This is a genomic window from Agromyces sp. NPDC058064, assembly GCF_042885275.1.
Lineage (GTDB): Bacteria > Actinomycetota > Actinomycetes > Actinomycetales > Microbacteriaceae > Agromyces.
The window spans coordinates 260991-283121 of record NZ_JBHVSE010000003.1; the positions used below are offsets into that span (position 1 = coordinate 260991).

The 22131-nt window shown below is 71.9% G+C and carries 22 protein-coding genes; 7 read left to right on the forward strand and 15 right to left on the reverse strand.

Annotated features, from left to right (window positions below; translation table 11 throughout):
* Window positions 1-76: 76 nt before the first annotated feature.
* Window positions 77-1000 (reverse strand): aminoglycoside phosphotransferase family protein, encoded by a 924-nt coding sequence (locus ACFVSL_RS12945; protein ID WP_386941384.1) that lies wholly within the window; start codon window positions 998-1000, stop codon window positions 77-79.
* Between the two features lie 52 nt (window positions 1001-1052).
* Here ACFVSL_RS12945 and ACFVSL_RS12950 point away from each other — a divergent pair, with 52 nt between their 5' ends.
* Together ACFVSL_RS12950 and purB are read left to right on the forward strand one after the other, a co-directional pair.
* A complete protein-coding gene (locus ACFVSL_RS12950) occupies window positions 1053-1580 on the forward strand; it encodes a low molecular weight protein-tyrosine-phosphatase (protein ID WP_386941385.1) in 528 nt (175 codons plus the stop codon).
* Window positions 1577-2956, forward strand: coding sequence for an adenylosuccinate lyase (gene purB, locus ACFVSL_RS12955; protein ID WP_386941386.1), 1380 nt, complete (start codon window positions 1577-1579; stop codon window positions 2954-2956). Before ACFVSL_RS12950 ends, purB begins: the two co-directional genes overlap by 4 nt.
* Before the next feature lie 207 nt (window positions 2957-3163).
* On the opposite strand, the gene ACFVSL_RS12960 is transcribed toward purB, so the two are convergent.
* The 5 genes from ACFVSL_RS12960 to ACFVSL_RS12980 all read right to left on the reverse strand — a co-directional run bounded on the left by ACFVSL_RS12960 (window position 3164) and on the right by ACFVSL_RS12980 (window position 9243).
* On the reverse strand, window positions 3164-3454 hold the full coding sequence (locus ACFVSL_RS12960; protein ID WP_386941387.1) for a hypothetical protein: 291 nt from the start codon (window positions 3452-3454) through the stop codon (window positions 3164-3166).
* Window positions 3451-4044: an HdeD family acid-resistance protein gene (locus ACFVSL_RS12965; RefSeq protein ID WP_386941388.1), complete on the reverse strand. Its 594-nt coding sequence runs from the start codon at window positions 4042-4044 to the stop codon at window positions 3451-3453. Before ACFVSL_RS12965 ends, ACFVSL_RS12960 begins: the two co-directional genes overlap by 4 nt.
* Window positions 4045-4147: 103 nt before the next feature.
* On the reverse strand, window positions 4148-5569 hold the full coding sequence (gene pntB / locus ACFVSL_RS12970; protein ID WP_386941389.1) for a Re/Si-specific NAD(P)(+) transhydrogenase subunit beta: 1422 nt from the start codon (window positions 5567-5569) through the stop codon (window positions 4148-4150).
* On the reverse strand, window positions 5562-7130 hold the full coding sequence (locus ACFVSL_RS12975) for a Re/Si-specific NAD(P)(+) transhydrogenase subunit alpha (protein WP_386941390.1): 1569 nt from the start codon (window positions 7128-7130) through the stop codon (window positions 5562-5564). Before ACFVSL_RS12975 ends, pntB begins: the two co-directional genes overlap by 8 nt.
* A gap of 283 nt (window positions 7131-7413) precedes the next feature.
* Entirely contained in the window at window positions 7414-9243 is a 1830-nt protein-coding gene (locus ACFVSL_RS12980; protein ID WP_386941391.1) for an oleate hydratase, read from the reverse strand.
* A 198-nt stretch (window positions 9244-9441) separates the two neighbouring features.
* Here ACFVSL_RS12980 and ACFVSL_RS12985 point away from each other — a divergent pair, with 198 nt between their 5' ends.
* From ACFVSL_RS12985 to ACFVSL_RS13000, 4 genes are all read left to right on the forward strand, one after another.
* Window positions 9442-9723: a DUF4242 domain-containing protein gene (locus ACFVSL_RS12985; RefSeq protein ID WP_386941392.1), complete on the forward strand. Its 282-nt coding sequence runs from the start codon at window positions 9442-9444 to the stop codon at window positions 9721-9723.
* A 5-nt stretch (window positions 9724-9728) separates the two neighbouring features.
* Window positions 9729-9980: a hypothetical protein gene (locus ACFVSL_RS12990; protein ID WP_386941393.1), complete on the forward strand. Its 252-nt coding sequence runs from the start codon at window positions 9729-9731 to the stop codon at window positions 9978-9980.
* Between the two features lie 95 nt (window positions 9981-10075).
* The gene (locus ACFVSL_RS12995) at window positions 10076-12643 is read left to right on the forward strand and encodes an AAA family ATPase (RefSeq protein ID WP_386941394.1); all 2568 of its coding nucleotides are present in this window, start codon (window positions 10076-10078) and stop codon (window positions 12641-12643) included.
* Between the two features lie 89 nt (window positions 12644-12732).
* Complete coding sequence (locus ACFVSL_RS13000; protein WP_386941395.1) at window positions 12733-13446, forward strand: IclR family transcriptional regulator; 714 nt, start codon at window positions 12733-12735, stop codon at window positions 13444-13446.
* A 22-nt stretch (window positions 13447-13468) separates the two neighbouring features.
* Here ACFVSL_RS13000 and ACFVSL_RS13005 read toward each other — a convergent pair whose 3' ends face one another.
* The 6 genes from ACFVSL_RS13005 to ACFVSL_RS13030 form a co-directional block, all read right to left on the reverse strand.
* Window positions 13469-15391: an FAD-dependent monooxygenase gene (locus ACFVSL_RS13005; protein ID WP_386941396.1), complete on the reverse strand. Its 1923-nt coding sequence runs from the start codon at window positions 15389-15391 to the stop codon at window positions 13469-13471.
* Between the two features lie 237 nt (window positions 15392-15628).
* Window positions 15629-16000 carry a hypothetical protein gene (locus ACFVSL_RS13010; RefSeq protein ID WP_386941397.1) on the reverse strand — a complete coding sequence of 124 codons (372 nt, stop codon included), beginning with the start codon at window positions 15998-16000 and terminating at the stop codon, window positions 15629-15631.
* 66 nt (window positions 16001-16066) lie between these two features.
* Window positions 16067-17578: an MATE family efflux transporter gene (locus ACFVSL_RS13015; protein WP_386941398.1), complete on the reverse strand. Its 1512-nt coding sequence runs from the start codon at window positions 17576-17578 to the stop codon at window positions 16067-16069.
* A 104-nt stretch (window positions 17579-17682) separates the two neighbouring features.
* On the reverse strand, window positions 17683-18618 hold the full coding sequence (locus ACFVSL_RS13020) for a methyltransferase family protein (RefSeq protein WP_386941399.1): 936 nt from the start codon (window positions 18616-18618) through the stop codon (window positions 17683-17685).
* Window positions 18619-18650: 32 nt separating this feature from the next.
* The gene (locus ACFVSL_RS13025) at window positions 18651-19181 is read right to left on the reverse strand and encodes a putative immunity protein (RefSeq protein WP_386941400.1); all 531 of its coding nucleotides are present in this window, start codon (window positions 19179-19181) and stop codon (window positions 18651-18653) included.
* A 32-nt stretch (window positions 19182-19213) separates the two neighbouring features.
* Entirely contained in the window at window positions 19214-19657 is a 444-nt protein-coding gene (locus tag ACFVSL_RS13030) for a YdeI/OmpD-associated family protein (RefSeq protein ID WP_386941401.1), read from the reverse strand.
* Between the two features lie 63 nt (window positions 19658-19720).
* Between ACFVSL_RS13030 and ACFVSL_RS13035 the strand changes: the two genes are divergently transcribed.
* Window positions 19721-20086 carry a cupin domain-containing protein gene (locus ACFVSL_RS13035; RefSeq protein WP_386941402.1) on the forward strand — a complete coding sequence of 122 codons (366 nt, stop codon included), beginning with the start codon at window positions 19721-19723 and terminating at the stop codon, window positions 20084-20086.
* A gap of 94 nt (window positions 20087-20180) precedes the next feature.
* On the opposite strand, the gene ACFVSL_RS13040 is transcribed toward ACFVSL_RS13035, so the two are convergent.
* From ACFVSL_RS13040 to ACFVSL_RS13050, 3 genes are read right to left on the reverse strand one after another with little or no spacing between them, the layout of a single operon-like run.
* A complete protein-coding gene (locus ACFVSL_RS13040; protein ID WP_386941403.1) occupies window positions 20181-20945 on the reverse strand; it encodes an ABC transporter permease in 765 nt (254 codons plus the stop codon).
* Window positions 20945-21769: an ABC transporter ATP-binding protein gene (locus ACFVSL_RS13045; RefSeq protein WP_386941404.1), complete on the reverse strand. Its 825-nt coding sequence runs from the start codon at window positions 21767-21769 to the stop codon at window positions 20945-20947. The genes ACFVSL_RS13040 and ACFVSL_RS13045 overlap by 1 nt, the downstream gene beginning before the upstream one ends.
* On the reverse strand, window positions 21766-22131 hold the full coding sequence (locus ACFVSL_RS13050; protein WP_386941405.1) for a DUF1048 domain-containing protein: 366 nt from the start codon (window positions 22129-22131) through the stop codon (window positions 21766-21768). The genes ACFVSL_RS13045 and ACFVSL_RS13050 overlap by 4 nt, the downstream gene beginning before the upstream one ends.

Sequence of the window (22131 nt, forward strand, 5' to 3'; positions counted from 1 at the left end):
CGACGCCGGTGCGAGGCGCAGCCGTGCGCAGACCGGCCCCCGCGCCGGCTGGGGAGGAGTGCTCGATGCGCGGGCGTCAGTCGGCGAGCACCTGCTCGATCGCCGACCGGCCCAGCCGGGCGATCGGCCCGTCGCCCGAAGCGTCGAGCACATCGACGACGGCGCTGCCCCAGACGACCGCCCACCCGCGGGCGCGGCGCCAGCTCGCGGCATCGACGGGGCGTCGCCGTTCGAGCTCGCGCACGAACTCGGCCCGGCCCGCGGCGTCGAAGCTCAGCCAGGCCGTCGCGAGGTCGGTCGCGGGGTCGCCCGCCGTCAGGTCGCCGAAGTCGATCACGGCGGCGAGGCGTCCGGATGCCCCGAGCACGAGGTTGCCCGGGTGCAGGTCGCCGTGCAGCCAGCGCGGTGCGCCCGCCCAGGGCGGAGCGGCGAGCGCGTCCGCCCAGATCTCGCGGAGGCGCTCGACGACCCGGCCGCCGAGCACTGCCTCGAGCCTCCCGCGGCCGAAGCGCTCGCGCATGGACGCGTCGCGCTCGGCGAGCGGGACCCCGCGGTACGGGTTGTGCGGCGCGCCGGCCGGCGCCGGGACGTGCAGGGCGTCGACGAAGGCGGCGAGGGCCGGTGCGAGCTCGACGCGATCGGCGGGGGAGCGGTCGGCCGCGTGCACGCCGTCGAACCACCGCACGACGCTCCACGGGGCGTCGTAGCCGAGCTCGGGCGCCGGGCGCCCAGCACGCACGGGCGCCGGCACCGGAACGGGCAGCCGCCCGGCCAGCGCCGGCAGCCAGCGCAGCTCGTGCTCGATGAGCGGAATCGCGATCCGCCGGCGAGGCAGGCGCACGCCGAACACGGCCTCCGGGGCCTCCAGGCGGTACATCGCGTTGTCCCACCCGTTCGCGACGAACTCGACGGGGCCGGCGAGGTCGGGGTGCTGGGTCTCGATCAGCCGCGCCACGAGCGCTGCGTCGACGTGCAGCTCGGGCGCAGGGGCATCCGCCATCTCGTCACCTCACCCATTCCTGAAAGTGGCATTCTCCTCCACAATGGATGCCATGACGCGAGCGGAACCGTCGGGGGACGCCGCGCAGCCGTTCCGAGTCTCGTTCGTGTGCACCGGCAACATCTGCCGGTCGCCGATGGCGGAGGTCGTGCTGCGCTCCCTCGCCGAGCAGGCGGGGCTCGGCGGCGCCATCGCGATCGAGTCCGCCGCGACCGGCGACTGGCACGTCGGCGAGCCGGCCGACCAGCGCACGGTCGAAGCGCTCGCGCGGGCGGGCTACGACGGCACGCACCACCGCGCCCGGCAGTTCGACGCGGGCGACTTCCCCGACCTCGACCTCGTGGTCGCCTTCGACCGTGGGCAGGCGCGCATCCTGCGCAACTGGGCGGCCGGCGGCGCCGAGCAGCACAAGGTGCGCCTGCTGCTCGAGTTCGAGCCCGAGCTCGCCCCGCTGCAGGACGTCCCCGACCCCTATTACTCGGATGCGGGAATGTTCGATCGAGTCCTTGAGATGATTGAACGGTCGACCACGGCGCTCTTCCGCCAACTCGCACCCGCTCTCAGACAAGGAATCCGATGACTTCGCTGCCTCCCCAGCCGCTCAGCCCCCTCGACGGCCGGTACCGTTCGGCGGTCGGCGAACTCGGCGAGCACCTCTCCGAGGCGGGCCTCAACCGGGCGCGCGTGCACGTCGAGGTCGAGTGGCTCATCGCCCAGACCGACCGCGGGTTCTTCGGATCGACGCCGCTCACCGACCACCAGAAGGCCGCACTGCGCCAGGTCGTCGCCGACTTCGGCCAGCCCGACATCGACGAGCTCGCGACCCTCGAGGCGACGACCCGCCACGACGTCAAGGCCGTGGAGTACTACGTGCGCCGGCGCCTCTCCGACCTCGGCCTCGACGCGATCGCCGAGCTCACCCACTTCGCCTGCACCAGTGAGGACATCAACAACCTCTCGTACGCGGTGACCGTGCGCGACGCCGTGCAGCAGGTCTGGCTGCCCAAGTACCGCGCCGTGATCGCGACGCTCCAGGCGCTCGCGGTCGAGCACCGGGATGCCGCGATGCTGAGCCGCACGCACGGCCAGCCCGCGACCCCCTCGACCATGGGCAAGGAGCTCGCGGTCTTCGTGTACCGGCTCGGCCGCATCGCCGACCAGGTCGAGGCGACCGAGTACCTCGGCAAGTTCTCGGGCGCGACGGGCACCTTCTCCGCGCACCTCGTCGCCGCACCCGAGGTCTCGTGGCCCGACGTGTCGCGCGAGTTCGTCGAGTCGCTCGGCCTCACCTGGAACCCGCTCACCACGCAGATCGAGTCGCACGACTGGCAGGCCGAGCTCTACGGCAAGGTGTCGCACGCGAACCGCGTGCTGCACAACCTCGCGACCGACATCTGGACGTACATCTCGCTCGGCTACTTCCGGCAGATCCCCGCCGCCGGCGCGACGGGCTCGTCGACGATGCCGCACAAGGTCAACCCGATCCGCTTCGAGAACGCCGAGGCGAACCTCGAGCTCTCGAGCGCCCTGCTCGACTCGCTCGCCGCGACGCTCGTCACCTCGCGCCTCCAGCGCGACCTCACCGACTCGTCGGCGCAGCGCAACATCGGCGTCGGCTTCGGCCACTCGATGCTCGCGCTCGACAACATCCAGCGCGGGCTCGGCGAGATCGACCTCGACCGCGCCCTGCTGCTCGACGACCTCGACCACAACTGGGAGGTGCTCGGCGAGGCGATCCAGACGGTCATCCGCGCCGAGGTCGTCGCCGGGCGCTCGACGATCGCCGACCCCTACGCCCTCCTGAAGGAGCTCACGCGCGGCAAGCGCGTCGGCGCGTCGGACCTGGCGGAGTTCGTGTCGTCGCTCGAGATCGGCGACGAGGCGAAGCAGCGCCTGCTCGCGCTCACGCCCGCCACGTACGTCGGCATCGCCGACGACCTCGTCGACCGGCTCTAGGCCATCGGGGCGGGACGGGCGCAGCGGCGCTCGTCCCCGCCTCGCGCTCGGGGGTCGACATCGCCGACCGCCATCGCCTGCTCGTGCCGAGTTGCAGGACCATCAGCGCGACACGTCGCCACCCGCCGGCGAGCCAAGAGCCTGTTCCGACGACTCGCGAACGCACGGGAGGCGAACGGCGGACGCCCGCCCCGGCGCGGCCGCCGTCTAGTGCGCGGGCCCCTTCGGCTCGCCAGGGCCGGCCGTACCGGCATCGCCGTCGCCGAGCTCGGCCCGCTCGTCGGCGTTGGGCTTGATCGCCATCTGCAGCAGCGCGAGCACGACGAGCACGATGATGAAGACACCGCCGGTGCCGATGAGGGCGATCGTCCAGTCGCGCGTCGCGACGAGCGCGATCACGCCGACGAAGATCGCGGCGATCGCGGCGCCGCCGACGTACTCGGCGGGGCGCAGCCGGTCGCTCCGGCTCGGCTTGTACTCACCGGGGGACTGGGTCACGACTGCTGCTCCGCTCCTGCCGCGGCGGTGCCGTCGGCGGTCTGGTTCGCGGCCCACTTGAGCGAGAGGCCGCCGATCACGAGGAACACCCCGAGGATCACGAGATAGCCGCCGAGGAGGCCGACCGCGGTGACGGCGTCGGGCGGGAGGAGCAGGAACACGACCGCGAGGATCGCGGTGAACGCGCCGACGGCGATCCAGTCGCGCGCCGCCGCGGTGCGGCCGCGCGACCGGAGGCCCGCGTAGAGCTCGACGAAGCCGGTGACGGCCGCCCACACGCTCACGAGATAGAGCAGGAACGGCAGCCCGCCGGGCACCGAGAGCGCGAGGAGGCCCGCCACGACGGTGACCACGGCGTTGATCGCGAAGAGCGAGCGGATGCCGCGCCCGACCAGCAGACGCAGCGACAGCGCGCCGACGACGAGTCCGGAGAGGACCGCCCAGATGCCGAACACGAGCAGCCCGAGCTCGGGCGAGTGGTTCGGCGAGAAGGTGATGACCACGGCGGGGACGACCGCGAGGAGTCCGCGGACGACCGGGACGACCCAGTACTGCGGGCGCTCCGGGGATGCATCGCGGGCGGTGGCCACGGCGACCTCTTTCACATCGGAGGGGGTTACCGATCCATCCTACGCGGGAGCGAACTGAGCGGATGCCTCATGCGGGTCGCGCACGAGGCATCCGCCCGTGGGCTCACAGCGCCCGCAGGATGTCCTCCACGCGCTGCTTCGCGTCGCCGAACAGCATCTGCGCGTTGTCGCGGTAGAACAGCGGGTTCGCCACGCCGGCGTAGCCGGCCGACATCGAGCGCTTGAAGACGACGACGTTCTTCGCCTCCCACACGCGGAGCACCGGCATGCCCGCGATGGGGCTGCCCGGGTCCTCGGCGGCGGCCGGGTTGACCGTGTCGTTCGCGCCGATGACGAGGACGACGTCGGTCGCCTGGATGTCGTCGTTGATCTCGTCCATCTCCTCGACGATGTCGTACGGCACCTTCGCCTCGGCGAGCAGCACGTTCATGTGCCCCGGCAGGCGGCCGGCGACGGGGTGGATGCCGAAGCGCACCTCCACGCCGCGCTCGCGCAGCCGGCTCGTCAGCTCGGCGACCGGGTACTGCGCCTGCGCGACCGCCATGCCGTAGCCGGGGGTGATGATGACCGTCTGCGCGTCGGTCAGCAGCGCCGCGACGGCCTCGGCGTCGACCTCGCGGGTCTCGCCCTCGACCTCGCCGCTCGACGACGGCGCCGCGATGCCGAAACCGCCCGCGATCACCGAGATGAACGATCGGTTCATCGCCTTGCACATGATGTACGAGAGGTACGCACCCGACGAGCCGACGAGCGCACCCGTGACGATGAGCAGGTCGTTGTTGAGCAGGAAGCCCGCAGCCGCGGCCGCCCAGCCCGAATAGCTGTTGAGCATCGAGATGACGACCGGCATGTCGCCGCCGCCGATCGAGGCGACGAGATGCCAGCCGAGCGCGAGCGCGAGCAGCGTGACGACGACGAGCAGCCACAGCTCGGGGGTGATCACGTACCAGACGGTGAGCACCACGAAGGCGACCAGCGCCCCGAGGTTCAGCGCGTTCTTGCCCGGCAGCATGAGCGGTGCCGACTTCATGCGCGCCGAGAGCTTCAGGAACGCGACGATCGAGCCCGTGAAGGTGACGGCGCCGATGAAGACGCCGATGAAGACCTCGGCATGGTGGATGTCGAGGAGGGCACCGGTCATGCCGGTTTCCTCCAGGGCGCCGTTCCAGCCGACGAGCACGGCCGCGAGGCCGACGAAGCTGTGCAGCAGCGCGATGAGCTCGGGCATGCCGGTCATGGCCACGACGCGGGCCCGCCAGAGGCCGATCGCGCCGCCGACGACGACGGCGACGACGAGCAGCACGAGCCCCGTCGTCACGTGCGGCTCGCCCCAGGCGCCGGCGAAGGTGGCGTAGACGGTGGCGACGAGCGCGATCACCATTCCGGCGATGCCGTAGCTGACACCGGCCTTGGCGGTGTCGTGCCGGCTGAGCCCCGCGAGGCTCATGATGAACAGCAGGGCCGCGGCGATGTAGGCGGCTCCGGCGATCGACGCCGGGGTCAGCAGGGAAGCGGTCTCAGCCACGGTCGGCTCCAGTCCTGCCCGCCGAGAACATCGCGAGCATGCGTCGGGTCACGGCGAAGCCGCCGAAGATGTTGATGCTGGCGAGCAGGACGGCCACGCCGGCGAGGATCTGCACGACGAGCACGTCGCTCGTGATCTGCACCATCGCGCCGACCACGATGATGCCCGAGATCGCGTTCGTCACGCTCATGAGCGGGGTGTGCAGCGCGTGCGCCACCTTGCCGATCACGTAGAAGCCGACGACCACCGAGAGCACGAGCACCGTGAAGTGCTGCGGAAGCGGCGGCGGGGCGATCGCGTTCACGGCGAAGAGCACCGCGATGCCGGCGGCGACCAGCACCACCTTCCTCACGGGCGACATGGGCCGCTTCGGTTCGGCGGCGGGCGCGGCATCCTGCGCGGTGCTCGCGGCGGATGCCGCGGCCGTGGGTGCCGCGGAGACCTGTACCGGCGGGGGCGGCCAGGTGACCGCGCCGTCGCGGGCGACCGTCACCGAGCGCTGCACGATGTCGTCGAAGTCGAGCACGAGCTCGCCGTCCTTGCCGGGCGTGAGCAGCTTCACGAGGTTCACGACGTTCGTGCCGTAGAGCTGCGAGGCCTGCGTGGGCAGGCGCGAGGCGAGGTCGGTGTAGCCGAGGATCGTGACGCCGTTCTCGGTGACGACCTTCTCGCCCGCGACCGAGCCCTCGACGTTGCCGCCCATGCCCGCAGCCATGTCGACGATGACGCTGCCCGACTTCATGCTCGCGACGTCGGCCGCGGTGATGAGCTTCGGCGCCGGGCGCCCCGGGATGAGGGCGGTCGTGATGATGATGTCGACGTCGGCCGCCTGCTCCGAGTAGATCTCGGCGGCGCGGCGGTCGTACGCCTCGCTCGTCGCCTTGGCGTAGCCGTCGGTCGACTGCTCGACCTCCACCTCGACCTTGAGGTACTCGCCGCCGATCGACTTCACCTGGTCGGCCACCTCGGGGCGCGGGTCGGTCGCGCGCACGATGGCGCCGAGGCTCGACGCGGCGCCGATCGCGGCGAGGCCGGCGACGCCGGCGCCCGCGACGAGCACCTTGGCCGGCGGCACCTTGCCCGCCGCCGTCACCTGGCCGGTGAAGAAGCGGCCGAAGGCGTGGGCCGCTTCGACGACCGCGCGGTAGCCCGCGATGTTCGTCATCGAGCTGAGCACGTCCATCGACTGGGCGCGCGAGATCCGCGGCACGGCGTCCATCGCGAGGGCCGTGACGCCGCGCGCGGCGAGCGCCTCGAGCAGTTCGGGCTTGAACGCCGGGGCGAGCAGGCCCACGACCGTCGCGCCGGGGGCGAGCCCCGCGATCTCGGCCTCGGTCGGGGCGTTCACCTTCAGCACCAGGCCGCTCGCGAGGGCCTCGGGGCCGTCGACGATCTCGGCGCCGGCCTCGCGGTACGCGTCGTCGGCGAACGCCGACGCATGCCCGGCCCCCGCCTCGACCACGACCTCGTACCCCAGGGCGATCAACTGCTTCACCGTCGCGGGCGTGGCGGCGACCCGTGTCTCGGGCGGCTGCTCGGTGACGACACCGATGCGCGTCATGCGGCTCTCCTTCTTCGTCGAAGCGTCCGCGTCGAGTGCACGGACCTCAGCGTGCAGCACCGTCATCGCGGTGCCGGCTGAGCCGCTGCGGCGACGGTGCTGCATGTCGGCACCACATCGGGGTGGTGCTGGCCTCAGCGTAGAGCGCTCCGCCGAACGACGGCACGAATATCTCGCCGATTCGCCGCGAAGGAATCACGGATCTTTCGCCGGGCGGAACTTCGCCGCGGCGGTGATGCGGGGCATCCGATCGTCGACGACCGCCGGATGCCCCGCCCGCCGACTACTCGACCGCGTCGTCGGCCCGCTCGCGCACCGCCGTGCCGCCGTGCTCGGGAATGAGCTTGAAGTCGGTCAGCAGCTCGCCCACCTGCGTGCCGTCGAGACGCGTGAACAGGCGCTCGCGCAGGAACTTCGGGCCGGGCAGCGCGACCTCCTCGCCGTCGCGCAAGCGGCTCGTCGCCTTGAGCAGGTGCCGCACGTCGTACGTCGAGCCGAACACCTCGGGCACGCCGCGGTCGATGCCGAGCAGGCGGTAGGCGGCCTCCATGCCCGTGCGCACCGAGTACTCCGTCGTGAAGATGCAGTCGCGGGTCGTCTCGGCGAACTGGCCGATGAACGCGAAGTTCTGCGCACCGGCGGGCACCACGTCGGGGCGGTCGCCCGCCTTGCGCGGCATGAAGAAGCTCGTGACGTACGGCATCATCACCGGCACGGCCGTCGCCGCGTTCGCGGCGAGGTCGTCGATCTGGTCGACTGGCACGCCGAGGTGGTACAGCCACTCGCGGGTGATCTCCTCACCGGTCGACTCCTGCAGCGTCTTGCCCGTGTAGTCGCCCGGCACGTCGACGAAGAGCCCGTAGACCCACACGACGATCTGGTCGTCGGGTTGCTGCGTGAAGTGCGGCTGGCGGTTCACCGTCCAGCTCATCAGCCAGGCCGAGTCGCGGGCGGTGACGATGCCGCCCGTGACGACCCTGCCGCTGAACGGGTCGCGCTGCGCGATCTTCTCGATGTACGCGGGGATCCGGGCGTCGAGCGTCGTGACCGTCGCCGACTCCCACTTCGTCTTCTGGATGTCGCCGCAGAACACCTCGGGTCGACCGAACGAGGGATGCTTCGCCGCGATGTTCTGCCAGAGCGCCCACCCCGCGGCGGGCGACTCGTCGAGCTTCGCCGGGGTGTGCTGGTCGCCCTCGTCGGAGTTCTCGGTGAGGCCGCCGATGGTCGCCAGCACGAGGTCGTCGCGTCCGAGATCGACGCCGCCCTCGACCCCGCCGCGCACCCAGTGGATGCGCGTCGCGCGCTTCGTGGCATCCGACCCCTGCCCGTTGCCGCCCTCGAACGAGAAGTCGATGTCGGTGACCTGCGTGTCGAAGTGGAAGGTCACGCCCTGGTCGAGCAGCCACTTGTACATCGGCAGCACGAGCGACTCGTACTGGTTGTACTTCGTGAACTTGAGCGCAGAGAGGTCGGGCAGTCCGCCGATGTGATGCACGAAGCGGTGGATGTACAGCTTCATCTCGAGCGCCGAGTGCCACTCCTCGAAGGCGAACATCGTGCGCCAGTAGAGCCAGAAGTTGCTGCCGAGGAAGTCCTTCGAGAACACCTCGTCGATGCGCTTGTCCTCCATCTCCTCGCGGGTCGCCAGGAACACCCGCACGATGTCCTTCTGCGCGGCGTCGTTGAGGCCGAAGAGCTTGTTCGTGTGCGCGTCCTGCCCCTGCGCCTCGGTGACGCGGCAGAGCGAGAAGTTCGGGTCGTCCTTGTTGAGCCAGTAGAACTCGTCGAGCACGCTCGCGCCCTCGATCTCGAGCGAGGGCACGGTGCGGAACGCGTCCCACAGGCACTCCATGTGGTCTTCCATCTCGCGCCCGCCGCGGATGACGAAGCCCTTCTCGGGGCGCTTGATGCCGTCGAGGGCACCACCCGGCAGCGGCAATCGCTCGAGGATCGTGATGCGATCGCCCGCCATCTGCCCGTCGCGGATCATGAAGAGCGCCGACGACATCGACGCGAGTCCCGCGCCGACGAACCACGCCGACTTGCCCTCGACTCCCTCGGGCTTGCGCGGACGCGCGAACGCCTCGTAGTTGCCACTGCTGTAGTACATGCTTCCCCCTTCGTCGCGCTGCGACGATGCGCAGCGCACCGCTTTCGACGCTACCCGGGATGTCTCGCGCTGCACCCGCACGGATGTGCAGACCGCGCGGTCACATCGAACATGGGGAGGTTCTCCCGATGCCCGCCCGAGCGGCCGCGCCGACCATGGACTCGTCGGCATCCGCCGGCCCCTCGAAGGAACGGAATCATGAAGACATTCATCATCGAACGCGAAGTCCCCGGTGCGTCTCGCCTGAGCCACGCGGAGCTCGCGGAGATCTCGGCGGTCTCGAACGCCGCCGTCGACTCGCTCGGCGTCGAGTACGACTGGGTCACGACCTACGTCGCCGGCGACAAGCTCTACTGCATCCACCGCACCGACGACCCCGAGACGGTGCGCGAGCATGCGCGCCGCGGCGGGTTCCCCGCGAACCTCGTCGCCGAGGTCGTCGCCGAGTTCGGCCCGCGCACGGCCGCGGAAGCGAGGTGATCATCATGGACCTCACGACGAACCCCGTCCCCGTCTTCGCGACGAGCGCCGCGGCAGCGGAGCAGATCGACGCCCTCCGCGGGCGCCTGCTCGCCCGGCTCGCCGCGATGCCGGCGGCCATCGGCCTGTTCGCCCGGCGCCGCCGACGCGACCCCGCGGCACGCGAGGCGGTCGCGCTCGAGCTCGAGAACCGCCGCATCGCCGCCGAGCTGCGAGCCGACTCGCTGCGGCGCACCGGCGCCGCACGGTTGCTCTGATCGGCGGCGGCACCGGCACCGGTCTCGCCCCGGGGCATCCCGAGTTGCGCGGATCGGGCCACCCGCGACAGCCCCATGACGCCTACGCTGCTGTCATGGGGCTGTTCGAGCGCGAGCCCGAGCTCGCGATGCTCCGCCGCGAAGCGCGACGCATCGACGAGGTCGGCCGTGTCGTGACGGTGACCGGCGACGCCGGAGCGGGCAAGACCAGCCTTATCCGCGCCGCGTTCGGCAACGCCGACCCCGACGGGACGCGGGTGCTCCGCGGGCTGTGCGATCCGCTCAGCACCCCGCGACCGCTCGGGCCCATCACCGAGGCGCTCGGGGACGAGCTCGACGCGCCCCGCTTCATCGGCGCGCTCTCGACCCGGCCCACCGTGCTGGTCATCGAGGACGCGCAGTGGATCGACGAGGCCTCCGTCGAGATGCTGCGCTACCTCGTGCGTCGCATCGACGTGCTGCCGGTGCTGCTCGTCGTGAGCTACCGCGACACCGTGGTCGGCGTCGGTCACCCGTTGCTGCCGCTCCTCGGCGACATCGCCCGGCTCGAGGCCGCCGCGTCGATCGCGCTGTCGCCGCTCTCAGCGGTCTCGGTGGCGGCGCTGCTCGACGGCTCGGGCGTCGACCCCGCCATCGCGCACGAGCTCACGGGCGGCAACCCGTTCTACGTCGCCGAGATCGCCCGGCACCCCGACCAGCGGCTGCCGTCGACGATCCGCGATGCGGTGCTCGCGAGCACGACCGGGCTCGTCGCCGACGACCTCGAGACGCTCCAGCTCATCGCGACCGCGCCCGACGCGTTCGACGATCGCCTGCTGCCCGTACTCGGGATCGACCTGCCGCGACTGCGCCGCCTCGAGGCCACCGGGCTGATCGTGCGGGCGCGGCGCGGCATCGCGTTCCGCCACGAGCTCGCGAGGCTCGCGGTGCTCGACTCGGTCGGCCCGGGCGGCGCGAGCCTGCTGCACCGTCGCCTGCTCGACGCGCTCGAGACCCTCGGCTCGAGCGACTACCCGGTGCTCACCCACCATGCCGAGGCCGCGGGCGACGACGCCCGCACCCGCCGGTACGCGGCCCTCGCCGCGGCGGTCGCGACCCGGGCGGCGTCGCACAGCGAGGCGGTCGCGTTCCTCGAGCTCGCGCTCGCGCATCTCGACTCCGACGGCGCCGCCGCCGAACCCGACGAGCTCCGCGAGCGCGCCGAGATGCTCGAGCAGCTCAGCACCGAGCAGTACATGGTGTCGCGACTGACCGAGTCGATCGCCTCGATCGACGCCGCACTGCGCCTGCGCGAGCGGCTCGACGACCTCGACGGCGCGGCCGCCGCGCACGACCGTCGTGCGGTCGTCGAGTACTACTCGGCGCGCCGCCGCGAGGCCGAGCATCACGCCGAGCTCGCGGTCGCGACCGCCGACGGGACTCCGAGCGGCGCCTCGGCCCGCGCGACGCTCGCCTACCTGGCCTACCGGCGCCACGACCTCGTCGCGGCACGCGCGATCCTGCTCGATGCGGCCGGTGCCGGGGGCCACGAGACGACGACCGACGACGACGTGGCCGCCATCCGCTTCGCCATCACCGAGGCCGCCGCCGACCTCGTCGAGGGCGAGCCCTCGGGCCGTCCGCGCCTGCTGCTGCGGGCCGCGCAGGCGCTCGACCGCTCGCTCGACGAGGTCGGCACGACGGCGTTCTCGAATCTCGCGGCGATCGACATCGAGCACCGCCGCTTCCGCGAGGCCGAGGACGTGCTGGCGCGCTCCATCCCGGTCACGATCGAGCGCGACATCCCCATCTGCTACCAGTGGCAGACGGGCATGCGCGCTCGACTGCACCTCCTGCGCGGGCACTGGGCGGCGTCGGCGGAGGATGCCGCGACCATCCTCGACGAGGGCAGCGCCCCGCTCGCCTCGGTGTGGCCGAACCTCGTCCTCGCGCTCGTCGCACTGCGCAGCGACGGCGATGATGCGACGGTCGGCGAGCATCTGGATGCCGCGTGGTCGCTCGCGCTCGAACTCGGCGAGTCGCTCATGCTGCTCGGCACGCTCGCGGCGCTCGCCGAACGGCGGTGGATGGGCGGCCCATTCGACCTGCGCCTCGACGAGGCGGCCGGGCACGTCGCCGCAGCTGCCGAGCTGCCAGGCACCGAGTGGGCGATCGGCGAGCTCGCGGTGTGGCTCGCGCGCAGCGGCCGGCCGCTCGTACTGCCGGCGTCGGCCCGCGTCGCCGAACCGCACCGTCTCGAACTCGAGGAGCGTCACGCCGAGGCCGCCGCGGCCTGGCTCGCCCTCGGCTCGCCGTTCGAGGCCTCGCTCGCCGAGCTGCACGGCCCCGATCGCGACACGGCCGTGCGCGCGCTCTCGCGCCTCGAGGAGATGGGGCTGGATGCCACGGCCGCGCGCGCCCGCGCCGCCCTCGCCGATCGGGGCGTGCACGGGCTGCCCGCCCTGCGGCGAGCGAGCACGAAGGCGAACCCGTCGGGTCTCACCAACCGGCAGCTCGACGTGGCGCGCCTCGTGGCGAAGGGCATGACGAACGCCGAGCTCGCGACGCACCTCTTCATCTCACCGAAGACGGCCGACCACCACGTCTCGGCGATCCTCGCGAAGCTCGGACTGTCGAGCCGCCGCGAGATCGCCCGACGCGCCGCCGAGTTCGGCATCGACTGAGCCGCCCGGGGCCGCCCGGCCGCCGCCCGGCGACCGCCCCGCGGCCGCCGGCGTCCGATGATCGAGCGCGGCGTTCTAGTATCGGACGCATGGCCGCAGACATCCCGGCCGGCGGAGCCGGATCGCAGACCCTCAGCCGGGGCATCCGCATTCTCGAGATCCTGGCCGACGCCGACCGCGCCCTCTCGATCGACGAGGTCGCGGCCGAGCTCGGGGTGCACCGCTCGGTCGCCTACCGCCTGCTGCGCACGCTCGAGCACCACGGGCTCGCCTCTCGCGATGCCGCCGGCCGCATCGCGCTCGGCGCGGGCCTCGCCGCCCTCGCGGCCGGGGTGCAGCGCGACCTGCAGCAGCTCGCGCTGCCAGAGCTCGCCGAGGTCGCCGAGGAGCTCGGCATGACGTGCCTGCTCGCCGTGCTGCTCGACGGCGACGAGGCCGTCACGCTCGTGAGCGCGTCGCCCCGGCGCACCGCGGCGGTGTCGTACCGGCCGGGCCACCGGCATCCGATCACCCGCGGCGGGCCGGGCAAGGCGATCCTCATGGGCCTGCCCGAGTCCCGCTGGCCCGACGAGGTGCCCGCGGCGCTGCGCGCCGAGATCGCCGAGAGCCGGGCGCGCGGGTACACCGTGAGCCACGACGAGGTCGTGCCGTCGCTGCGCTCGGTCGCCGTGCCCCTGAACCTGCCCGGTCAGCCGCCGGCCGCGATCGCGGTGATCCACGTGTCGTTCCCGCGGCCCGAGGCCGAGCTCGCCGAGCGACTGCTCGTCGCGGCGTCGAACCTGGGCCGGGCGTCGGGAGCCTGAGTCGCGTCGGCGGCCGCGCCCGTCAGCGCGCGAGCATCTGCCCCGCGAAGAACTCGCCGAGCTCGGCGGTCGCGGTGAGCGGCAGGATATTCGCCACGTACCCGTCGGGGCGCACGACGACGACCGCGCCGTCGCGCGAGATGCCGCGCTCCTCGAAGATGTCGGTCGGGCACCAGACGCTCGGGCCTGCCGCGAACACCTTCTCCCAGTCCATCAGCCCGAGCGGCCCGGTCTTCGGGCGGAACACCTCGGGGGCGAGCGTGACGTCGATCTCGTCGTGCGGCTGCTGGTAGACCACCTTGACGTCGAAGACGGCGTCGGCGTCGGCGGCGTCGGGGGTGAAGCGGGCGAGCGGCGACTCGGTCGAGGCCATCCACTCCGCCCACGAGGCGAGCGCCGAGGCATCCGCCGTGCCCGTCGCGGTGCCGGCCGCGGCGTCGGCGAACGCGTAGACGCGCCACCGGCCGTCGGCCTTCGCGTGGTGACCGAGGTGCACGACGTTGCCGTCGCAGACGAACGACACCGGCGACGACTTGAACCGCTTGCCCATCGGGAACCCCGTCGCGAGCGCCTGGTGCTCGCCCGAGCCGACGATCATCGAGGGGCCGTACTGCGTCATGAAGCCCGACGGGAACTCGGCGGTGCCGAGGTAGAAGGTCGCGAGCTCCTGCGGGTCCGAGATCTCCTCGGGCTTGCGCGCCATGAGCGACGACCACTCGCGGTCGAAGTCGATGAGCTGCTGGGCGACCGGCTGCCGCTCGGCCGAGTAGGTCGAGAGCAGCGACTCGGGCGCGAGCCCCGAGACCACCGAGCCGAGCTTCCAGCCGAGGTTGAAGCCGTCCTGCATCGAGACGTTCATGCCCTGGCCCGCCTTCGCGCTGTGCGTGTGGCAGGCGTCGCCGGTGAGGAACACGCGCGGCGAGGCATCCTCGACGTCGCTCTCGCGGTCGTCGAAGTGGTCGGTCACGCGGTGCCCGACCTCGTAGACGCTGAACCACGCCACGTCGCGCACGTCGAGCGTGTACGGGTGCAGGATGTCGTTGGCCTTCGCGATGATCGCCTCGATGGGGGTCTTGCGCACCTCGTGGTTGTCGCCTTCCGCGACCTCCCCGAGGTCGATGTACATGCGGCTGAGGTACCCGCCCTCGCGCGGGATGTGCAGGATGTTGCCCGCGGCCGAGTTGATCGCGCACTTCGTGCGCCAGTCGGGGAAGTCGGTGTTCACGACGACGTCCATGACGCCCCAGGCGTGCGCCGAGATGCCGCCGAGGTGCTTGCGCCCGATGGCCTCGCGCACCCCGCTGCGGGCGCCGTCGCACCCGGCGACGTACTTGGCGCGCACCGTGCGCTCCTCGCCCGCGCGCTCGCCCGCGGTGTACCGCACGCGCACCTCGACGGGGTACTCGCCGGCCTCGGCCGAGCCCGCCTCGTGCACGGTGAGGCCGACGAACTCGATGCCGTAGTCGGGCACGATGCGGCCCGGGCCGTGGGCGGCGGCCTCGGCGAAGTAGTCGAGCACGCGCGCCTGGTTGACGATGAGGTGCGGGAACTCGCTGATCTTGTAGCCGTAGTCCTCGGTGCGCGAGGTGCGGACGATGTTCTGCGGCGCCTCGGGGTCGGGGCCCCAGAAGTTCATCCAGCCGATGTTGTACGCCTCGGCGATGATGCGCTCGGCGAAGCCGAACGCCTGGAACGTCTCGACGCTGCGCGGCTGGATGCCGTCGGCCTGGCCGAGCACGAGCCGGCCGTCGCGGCGCTCGATGATGCGGGTGACGACGTCGGGGTACTGCGAGAGCTGCGCCGAGAGCAGCATGCCGGCGGGGCCGGAGCCGGCGATGAGCACGTCCATCTCGTCGGGCAGTTCCTCGGGACGGTCGAGGCCGACTCCCGCCGCGGGCTGCACCCGCGGGTCGCCGGACACGTAGCCGTGGTGGTGGAACTGCACGGGGGGCTCCTCACATCGTCGTGTCGAGGCATCCGTGAAGACCGGATGTCTCGTGTTGCTGTTCGATAATCGAACGTGCTATTCGTTTATCGCGCGAGCCCATGGTAGGTCGCGGCGCGGCGCAGCACAAGCCCGGCGGCGACCGACGCCGGCCGACGCGGGGTCGGCCCGGCGAGGATCGTCGCCTCGGGGGCGGAACGTGCGGGAGTGGCGGTGTCGCGCGGCTCGCTCGGCCGGTCAGCGCTGGCGGCTGAACCGGCTCGCGCCGATGATCATCGCCAGGCCGGCGCCGATCGCCGACACGAGCGGCACTGCGACGACGGCGAGGGCGATCGTGTTGGGGCGGAACCGCAGGCCATCGGGCCCGCCGATGTACGCCCCGATCGGCACGGCGTAGCCGCCGCCACCGCCACCGCTGCCCTCACCCCGACCGGCCGGGGTCCTGTCGTTCTCCGGCATGTCGCCGGATCCCTCGCCTCCGCCGAACCCGAAGGCCACGACCGCGACCGGAACGAACTCGCGCCCGTCGATCGTCGACTTCTCGCCGTACGCCACCTTCGCGCCCCACCTCGGCACCGATTCCGCCAGGTTCTCGATGAGCTTCGTCATGCGCTCGACGGTACGCGCCTCGCCCGCATGCGGCTAGACCCGGCAGGCGCTCGTCAGGCACACCCGTCAGCCGTGCTCGACGCTCGGCGCGAGGTCGGGGTCCTGGTCGCCTCCGACGGACGCGGCCCGCTCCTCGGGGCGATGCACCGGCACCGATCCGGTCACGACGGCGTCGACCGTCATCGAGCCGTCGACCGGCCCGATCACCGCGATCGGCGTCGTCGGGGTGGGCGCGCGCGGCTCGACCGGCAGCCGGCCGAGGCGACGGTGCTCGCGGACGTACGCGGGCACGAGCAGTGCGACCGAGCCGAGCCACGCGAGCGGGTTGCTGAGCACGACGCCCACGAAACCGAAGATCGAACCCAGCACGACCGCGGCCGCGACCCGCATCACGAGCTCGATCACGCCGGTCACGGTCGGCACGACCGTGTAGCCGAGACCCTGCAGCACCCCGCGCAGCACGAACAGCACGCCGAGCAACGAGTAGGCGAAGCCGTCGATGCCGAGCATGAGCGCGGCGGCGTCGACCACGTCGTCCGAGCCCTCGCCGACGAACAGCCGCACGAGCTGCTCGCCGAACTCGATGAGCAGGGCGCCGACCGCGACGGAGGCGCCGATCGCCATCCACGTCGCCTGCACGACCCCGCGGCGGACGCGGTCGGGTCGCTTGCCGCCGAGGTTCTGGGCGGCGTACATCGACGCGGCCAGGCCGATCGACGAGAGCAGCGCCACCGCGATCGACTCGACCCTCGATCCCAGCGTGAAGGCGGCGACCGCGTCGGCGCCCAGCTCGTTGAGCGCCACCTGCACGGTCAGGGTGCCGATCGCGATGATCGAGGTCTGCACCCCCATCGCCATGCCGATGCGCAGGTGCTCGCGCAGCTCGCCGCGCGACACCCGCCAGTCGGTGCGGCGGAGCCTCAGGACGGGGAGGCGCCGGCGCACGTAGACCAGGCAGAGCACGACCGAGACGGCCTGCGCCACGACCGTCGCCCACGCCGCTCCGGCGACGCCCCAGCCGAGCGGACCGACCAGGAGCACGACGAGGCCCACGTTCAGCGCGCACGCGATGGTGAGGAAGACGAGCGGCGTGCGAGAGTCGCCGAGCGCCCGGATCACCGCCGAGAGGAAGTTGAAGAACATGACCGCGGCGGCCCCGAGGAAGCTCACCTGCGTGAACACCGTCGCCTCGGCGACGAGCTCCTCCGGGGTCTGCAGGAGCCGCAGCACCGGCTCGGCGAGGAACGGCGCGCCGATCGTGAGCAGGGCGCTCATCGCGGCGGTGAGCATCGTTCCCGTCGCCACCGAACGACGCACGGCGTCGTCGTCGCCCGCGCCGAAGGACTGCGCCGTCGGGATCGCGAACCCCGAGGTCACGCCCCACGCGAAGCCGAGCAGCAGGAACAGCAGCGACCCGGTCGCCCCGACCGCGGCGAGCGAGTCGATGCCGAGGTAGCGGCCGACGACGATCGCGTCGGCGACCTGGTACATCTGCTGCACGAGGTTGCCGATGAGCAACGGGGTCGCGAAGACGAGGATGACGCGCCAGGGCGCGCCCGTGATGAGGGAGGTGGTCATGAGGGCTCTCGGCAGGGGTGTCTGGAGCGGACTGGCGGGGATGTTTGCGTTACCAGCGAGTCTATCGAAGCGATTCGACTTCGACATCCCCGATCAGGCGGCGGTCATCGCGTCGAGCTCGACGCCGTCGCCGGCGGGGCGAGCCTCGGCACCCAGCACCGCACCGCCGCTCGATACCGGCGGAACTCGTCGCCGAAGCGCGCCTCGAGCTCGGCCTCCTCGAGCGGGCGCACGACGAAGTTCCAGAACAGCCCGCCGGCGATCGCGTACACGACGACCAGCCACGAACCGAGCACGAGCCCGACCGCGACGCCCTGCGTGATGCCGGCCACGGCCATCGGGTTGCGCACGATCCGGTACGGCCCGGCGACCACCAGGAGGTTCGCCGTCGCCGCCGGCAGCGGCGTGCCCGAGCCGCGCGTCGCCATCGCGACCGCCGACCAGATGCCGAGCGCGCTCGCGAGCACGAAGAGCCCCGCTCCGAACGGGGCCAGCCACTCGGGCACGAGCGACGCCGGCACCGCGAGGCCCCATCGCCGCTCGAGCCACGCGATGATCACGGGCACGACGCCGAGCAGGACGCCCCAGAACACGATGATCTGGGCGGCGGTCGCGGCGAGGTGGGCGCCGGCCCTCGCCGTCGCGTCCGCGCGACGGAATCGGAACGGCCCGACGAGCATCCACTCGGTCGGCACGCGCCCGAGCACCAGCAGGCCGAGCGCCACCACGGATGCCACGGACGCCGCCCCCATGAGCAGCACGCCCCACCCGGCCTCGCCCGAGACGATCGCGTACACCGCCAGGCCGCCGGTCACGAGCAACGTCCACCCCGTCGCGACGAATGCCGCCGCCCGCACGCCGAACGCGGCGATCGCCGAGGCGCCGACGAAGAGCGGCAGGTCGAGCGCGGCGACGAGCGGCGCATCGAGCCCGCCGAGCGTCGCCTCGCGCACGAACGGCACCGTGAACACCGCGATCCACCAGGCCAGGCCGGCGATCGCCTGCACCGCGAAGTAGGCGCGTCCGAGCCGCTCGGTCACCGAAGACGCCGTTCCGTCACCGGAGGCGCCGCTCAGTCATCGAAGACGTTCCAGCAGATCGGGCTCCGGCGCAGCTGGTCGTCGAGCACCAGCTCGCGGATCTCGGGCGGCAGCTGCGCGCGCTGCCAGTCCCGCTCCGCGAGACGGGCCGGCTCCGCGGCATCCGCACCGCCCTGTTCGGCCGCCGCGGCGGCCGCCGCCCGGATCGCGTAGGCCGCCGCCCCGAGCTCGTGCTGTGCGACGTGCGCGACCGCGACCGCCTGGCCCACCGACAGCGCGGCGAACTTCACCGGCGCCGGCTGGTCGCGTCCTGCGGCGTTCGCGTGGAACGCCGCCTGATGCGCCTCGCGCATCGGCACCTCGCCCCGGACCCACGCGCGCGCGACCTCGAGCACCTCGCGCGGCCGCGGGTCGTCGGGCCGAGCTCCCTCGAACAGCGGCAGCACGTGGTCGGAGCAGGCGATCGCCCACTCGGCGAGCCGCCGGTGATCGTCGTCGCTCAGCGTCCCGCCGCGGCGGAACGTGATGAACCGGGGATCGCGTTCTTTCGGAAGGATCGGCACCCTGCCATTCCTACCACCCGGCAGGTCGGGCCTCAGGCGCCGCGCAGCTCGACGAGCAGCTTCTCGACGCGACGCCGTCTCGTCTCGGCGCCCTTCGCCTGCTCGATCACCCGCGCGTGCTGCCGGCGCTGGCTGAGGGTCAGCGCGTCGAAGGCGGCGCGAGCGGACGGGTCGGCCTCGAGCGCCTCGCTGAGCTCGTCGGGCTCCTCGAACGTGATCGGCTCGGTGTCGAGCTCGAGGTCGATCACGACCTCGTCGCCGACCTCGGCGCCGGTGGCCGCCCGATTCGCGTTGCTGAAGCCGATGAGGTCGCGACCGCGCATGATCGCGATGCGCGTGCGCCACGAGTGGCCGGCGATCGTGACGACGACGCGGGGGCGCTTGCCGCCGCCGAGCGCCTCGACGACCGCGGGCGGCACCTCGAGGCCGCGCATCTTCTCGTGCGGTTCGACGATCGCGGTGAACTGCTCTGCCATGGGGCCCATCCTGCCCGCGCGGCGCCGGTCGCGGCATCCGACCCGCCCTCGTAGGCTCATCGCGTGAGCGAAGACGTGCGCAACCTCAAGACCGCCCTCGCCTCGATCGCCGAACCGTGGCAGCCGCACCGGCTGGCGAGCGTCGACGACACCGAGGTCAAGGTGGTGAAGCTCCACGGCGAGTTCGTGTGGCACACCCACCCCGACGCCGACGAGCTGTTCTTGGTGCTGAGCGGCGAGCTGACCATCCAGTTGCGCGATCGCGACGTGGTGCTCGGGCCCGACGACGTCTTCGTGGTGCCGAAGGGCGTCGAGCACTGCCCGCGGGCCGATGCCGAAGTGCACGCCGTGCTCATCGAGAAGCGCGGCACCGTCAATACCGGCGATGCCGGGGGCGAGCGCACCTCGCCTCTGCGCGAACTCGGCTGAGCCGGTCGCGTTCGCCGGCGCCCGTGAAACGACGACGCCGCCCACACTCCGTGAGGGGCCGGGCGGCGTTCGTGGCGGAGCGCCGAGCATGCCGTCAGCTCATCTTGCGCTTGTAGATCGCGATCGCCCAGACGTAGGCGACGACGAGGATGCCGACGAGCCAGGCCAGGGCGACCCAGATGTCGCTGCCGACGGGCTGGCCCGCGAACAGCGCCCTGATCGAGTTCACGATCGAGGTCACCGGCTGGTTCTCGGCGAACCAGGCGACCGGGGCCGGCATCGAGTCGGTCGGCACGAAGGCCGAGCTGATGAACGGGAGGAAGATCAGCGGGTAGCTGAAGGCGCTCGCCCCGTCGACCGTCTTCGCCGAGAGGCCGGCGATCACGGCGAGCCAGGTCAGGGCGAGGGTGAACAGCACGAGGATGCCCGCGACCGCCAGCCACACGGCCACGGATGCCCCGGTGCGGAACCCCATGAGCAGGGCGACGCCGATCACGATCGCGACCGAGATCAGGTTGGAGACGAGCGAGGTGAGCACGTGCGCCCACAGGACGCTCGACCGGGCGATCGGCATCGACTGGAACCGCTCGAAGATGCCGCCCTGCATGTCGAGGAACAGCCGGTACGCGGTGTACGCGATGCCCGACGCGATCGTGATGAGCAGGATGCCCGGCAGCATGTAGTCGATGTACGACTCGTCGGACCCCGTGTTGATCGCCCCGCCCAGCACGTAGGTGAAGAGCAGCATCAGCGCGATCGGGGTGACCGCGGTGGTGATGATCGTGTCGGGGCTGCGCAGGATGTGGGTGAGCGAGCGGCCGGTGAGAACCCGGGTGTCGCCCAGGACGTGGGTGGTCATCATGACTCCTTTCGCGTGTCGTTGCCCGCAGCTGCTGCTGCGTCGGCGTCCGCGCCGGTGCCGGAACCGGCGCCGACCAGGGTGAGGAAGACCTCCTCGAGGGTGGGCTGCTTCTCGACGTACTCGACCGTGGCAGCCGGCAGCAGCTGCTTGAGCTCGGCGAGGGTGCCGTTCTGGATGATCGTGCCCTCGTGGAGGATCGCGATGCGGTCGGCGAGCTGCTCGGCCTCGTCGAGGTACTGCGTCGTGAGCAGCACCGTGGTGCCGCGGTCGGCGAGCTCCTTGACGGTCTGCCACACCTCGATGCGCGCCTGCGGGTCGAGGCCGGTGGTCGGCTCGTCGAGGAAGATGATCGGCGGGTCGCCGATCAGGCTCATCGCGATGTCGAGCCGGCGCCGCATGCCGCCCGAGTACGTGGCGGCCTTGCGGCCGCCCGCCTCGGTGAGCGAGAACCGCGCCAGCAGCTCGTCGGCGATCGCGCCGGGGTTCTTCAGGTGCCGCAGCTTCGCGATCAGCACGAGGTTCTCGCGGCCCGAGAGCACCTCGTCGACCGCGGCGAACTGCCCGGTCAGGCTGATCGACTCGCGCACGTCGCCGGGCGTCGCGGCGACGTCGAAGCCGTGCACGGTCGCGGTGCCGGCGTCGGCCTTCAGGAGCGTCGACAGGATGCGCACGAGCGTGGTCTTGCCCGCGCCGTTCGAGCCGAGCAGGGCGAAGATGCTGCCGCGCGCGACGTCGAAGTCGACGCCCTTCAGCACCTGGAGGTCCTTGAAGGACTTCTCGATGCCCTGAACCCGGATGGCGGGTTCGGTGACGGTGGTCATGACTGCTCCTTCCTGGCGTCGTCGATCGCCGTGTTCAGGCGAGCGCGCTCCTTGTCGATCCACTGCTTGCCGCCGTAGGCCTGCGTGAACTCCTCGGCGAACGCGACGGGGTCGTCGCCGACGATCTCGGCGACGGGCGTGCCGTCGATCGCCGCGCGCTCCCACAGGTCGGCGAAGTCCTCGAGCATCTTGATCATGGTCTCGCCGTCGGTGATGCCGCCGGCGTACATGAAGTACCGGTCGAGCGCCTTGGCGCTGCCGCGGTAGGGCTCGGGGAGGGCCTCGATGCGGGCCTTGTACTGCTTGTACTGCTTCTTCTGCTCGAGCGAGCCGGTGAGGGCTTCGATCCACTTTGCAGCCAT

Excerpts from the sequence above, each read along its gene's own strand:
- ACFVSL_RS13000 (WP_386941395.1), top strand. The coding sequence starts at position 12,733 with ATGGCCGCAGACATCCCGGCCGGCGGAGCCGGATCGCAGACCCTCAGC.
- ACFVSL_RS12985 (WP_386941392.1), top strand. The coding sequence starts at position 9,442 with ATGAAGACATTCATCATCGAACGCGAAGTCCCCGGTGCGTCTCGCCTG.
- ACFVSL_RS12975 (WP_386941390.1), bottom strand. The coding sequence starts at position 7,130 with ATGACGCGCATCGGTGTCGTCACCGAGCAGCCGCCCGAGACACGGGTC.
- ACFVSL_RS13040 (WP_386941403.1), bottom strand. The coding sequence starts at position 20,945 with ATGACCACCCACGTCCTGGGCGACACCCGGGTTCTCACCGGCCGCTCG.
- purB (WP_386941386.1), top strand. The coding sequence starts at position 1,577 with ATGACTTCGCTGCCTCCCCAGCCGCTCAGCCCCCTCGACGGCCGGTAC.
- ACFVSL_RS12950 (WP_386941385.1), top strand. The coding sequence starts at position 1,053 with ATGACGCGAGCGGAACCGTCGGGGGACGCCGCGCAGCCGTTCCGAGTC.
- ACFVSL_RS13050 (WP_386941405.1), bottom strand. The coding sequence starts at position 22,131 with ATGGCTGCAAAGTGGATCGAAGCCCTCACCGGCTCGCTCGAGCAGAAG.
- ACFVSL_RS12990 (WP_386941393.1), top strand. The coding sequence starts at position 9,729 with ATGGACCTCACGACGAACCCCGTCCCCGTCTTCGCGACGAGCGCCGCG.
- ACFVSL_RS12980 (WP_386941391.1), bottom strand. The coding sequence starts at position 9,243 with ATGTACTACAGCAGTGGCAACTACGAGGCGTTCGCGCGTCCGCGCAAG.
- ACFVSL_RS13015 (WP_386941398.1), bottom strand. The coding sequence starts at position 17,578 with ATGACCACCTCCCTCATCACGGGCGCGCCCTGGCGCGTCATCCTCGTC.
- ACFVSL_RS13045 (WP_386941404.1), bottom strand. The coding sequence starts at position 21,769 with ATGACCACCGTCACCGAACCCGCCATCCGGGTTCAGGGCATCGAGAAG.
- ACFVSL_RS12945 (WP_386941384.1), bottom strand. The coding sequence starts at position 1,000 with ATGGCGGATGCCCCTGCGCCCGAGCTGCACGTCGACGCAGCGCTCGTG.
- ACFVSL_RS13030 (WP_386941401.1), bottom strand. The coding sequence starts at position 19,657 with ATGGCAGAGCAGTTCACCGCGATCGTCGAACCGCACGAGAAGATGCGC.
- ACFVSL_RS12995 (WP_386941394.1), top strand. The coding sequence starts at position 10,076 with ATGGGGCTGTTCGAGCGCGAGCCCGAGCTCGCGATGCTCCGCCGCGAA.
- ACFVSL_RS13010 (WP_386941397.1), bottom strand. The coding sequence starts at position 16,000 with ATGACGAAGCTCATCGAGAACCTGGCGGAATCGGTGCCGAGGTGGGGC.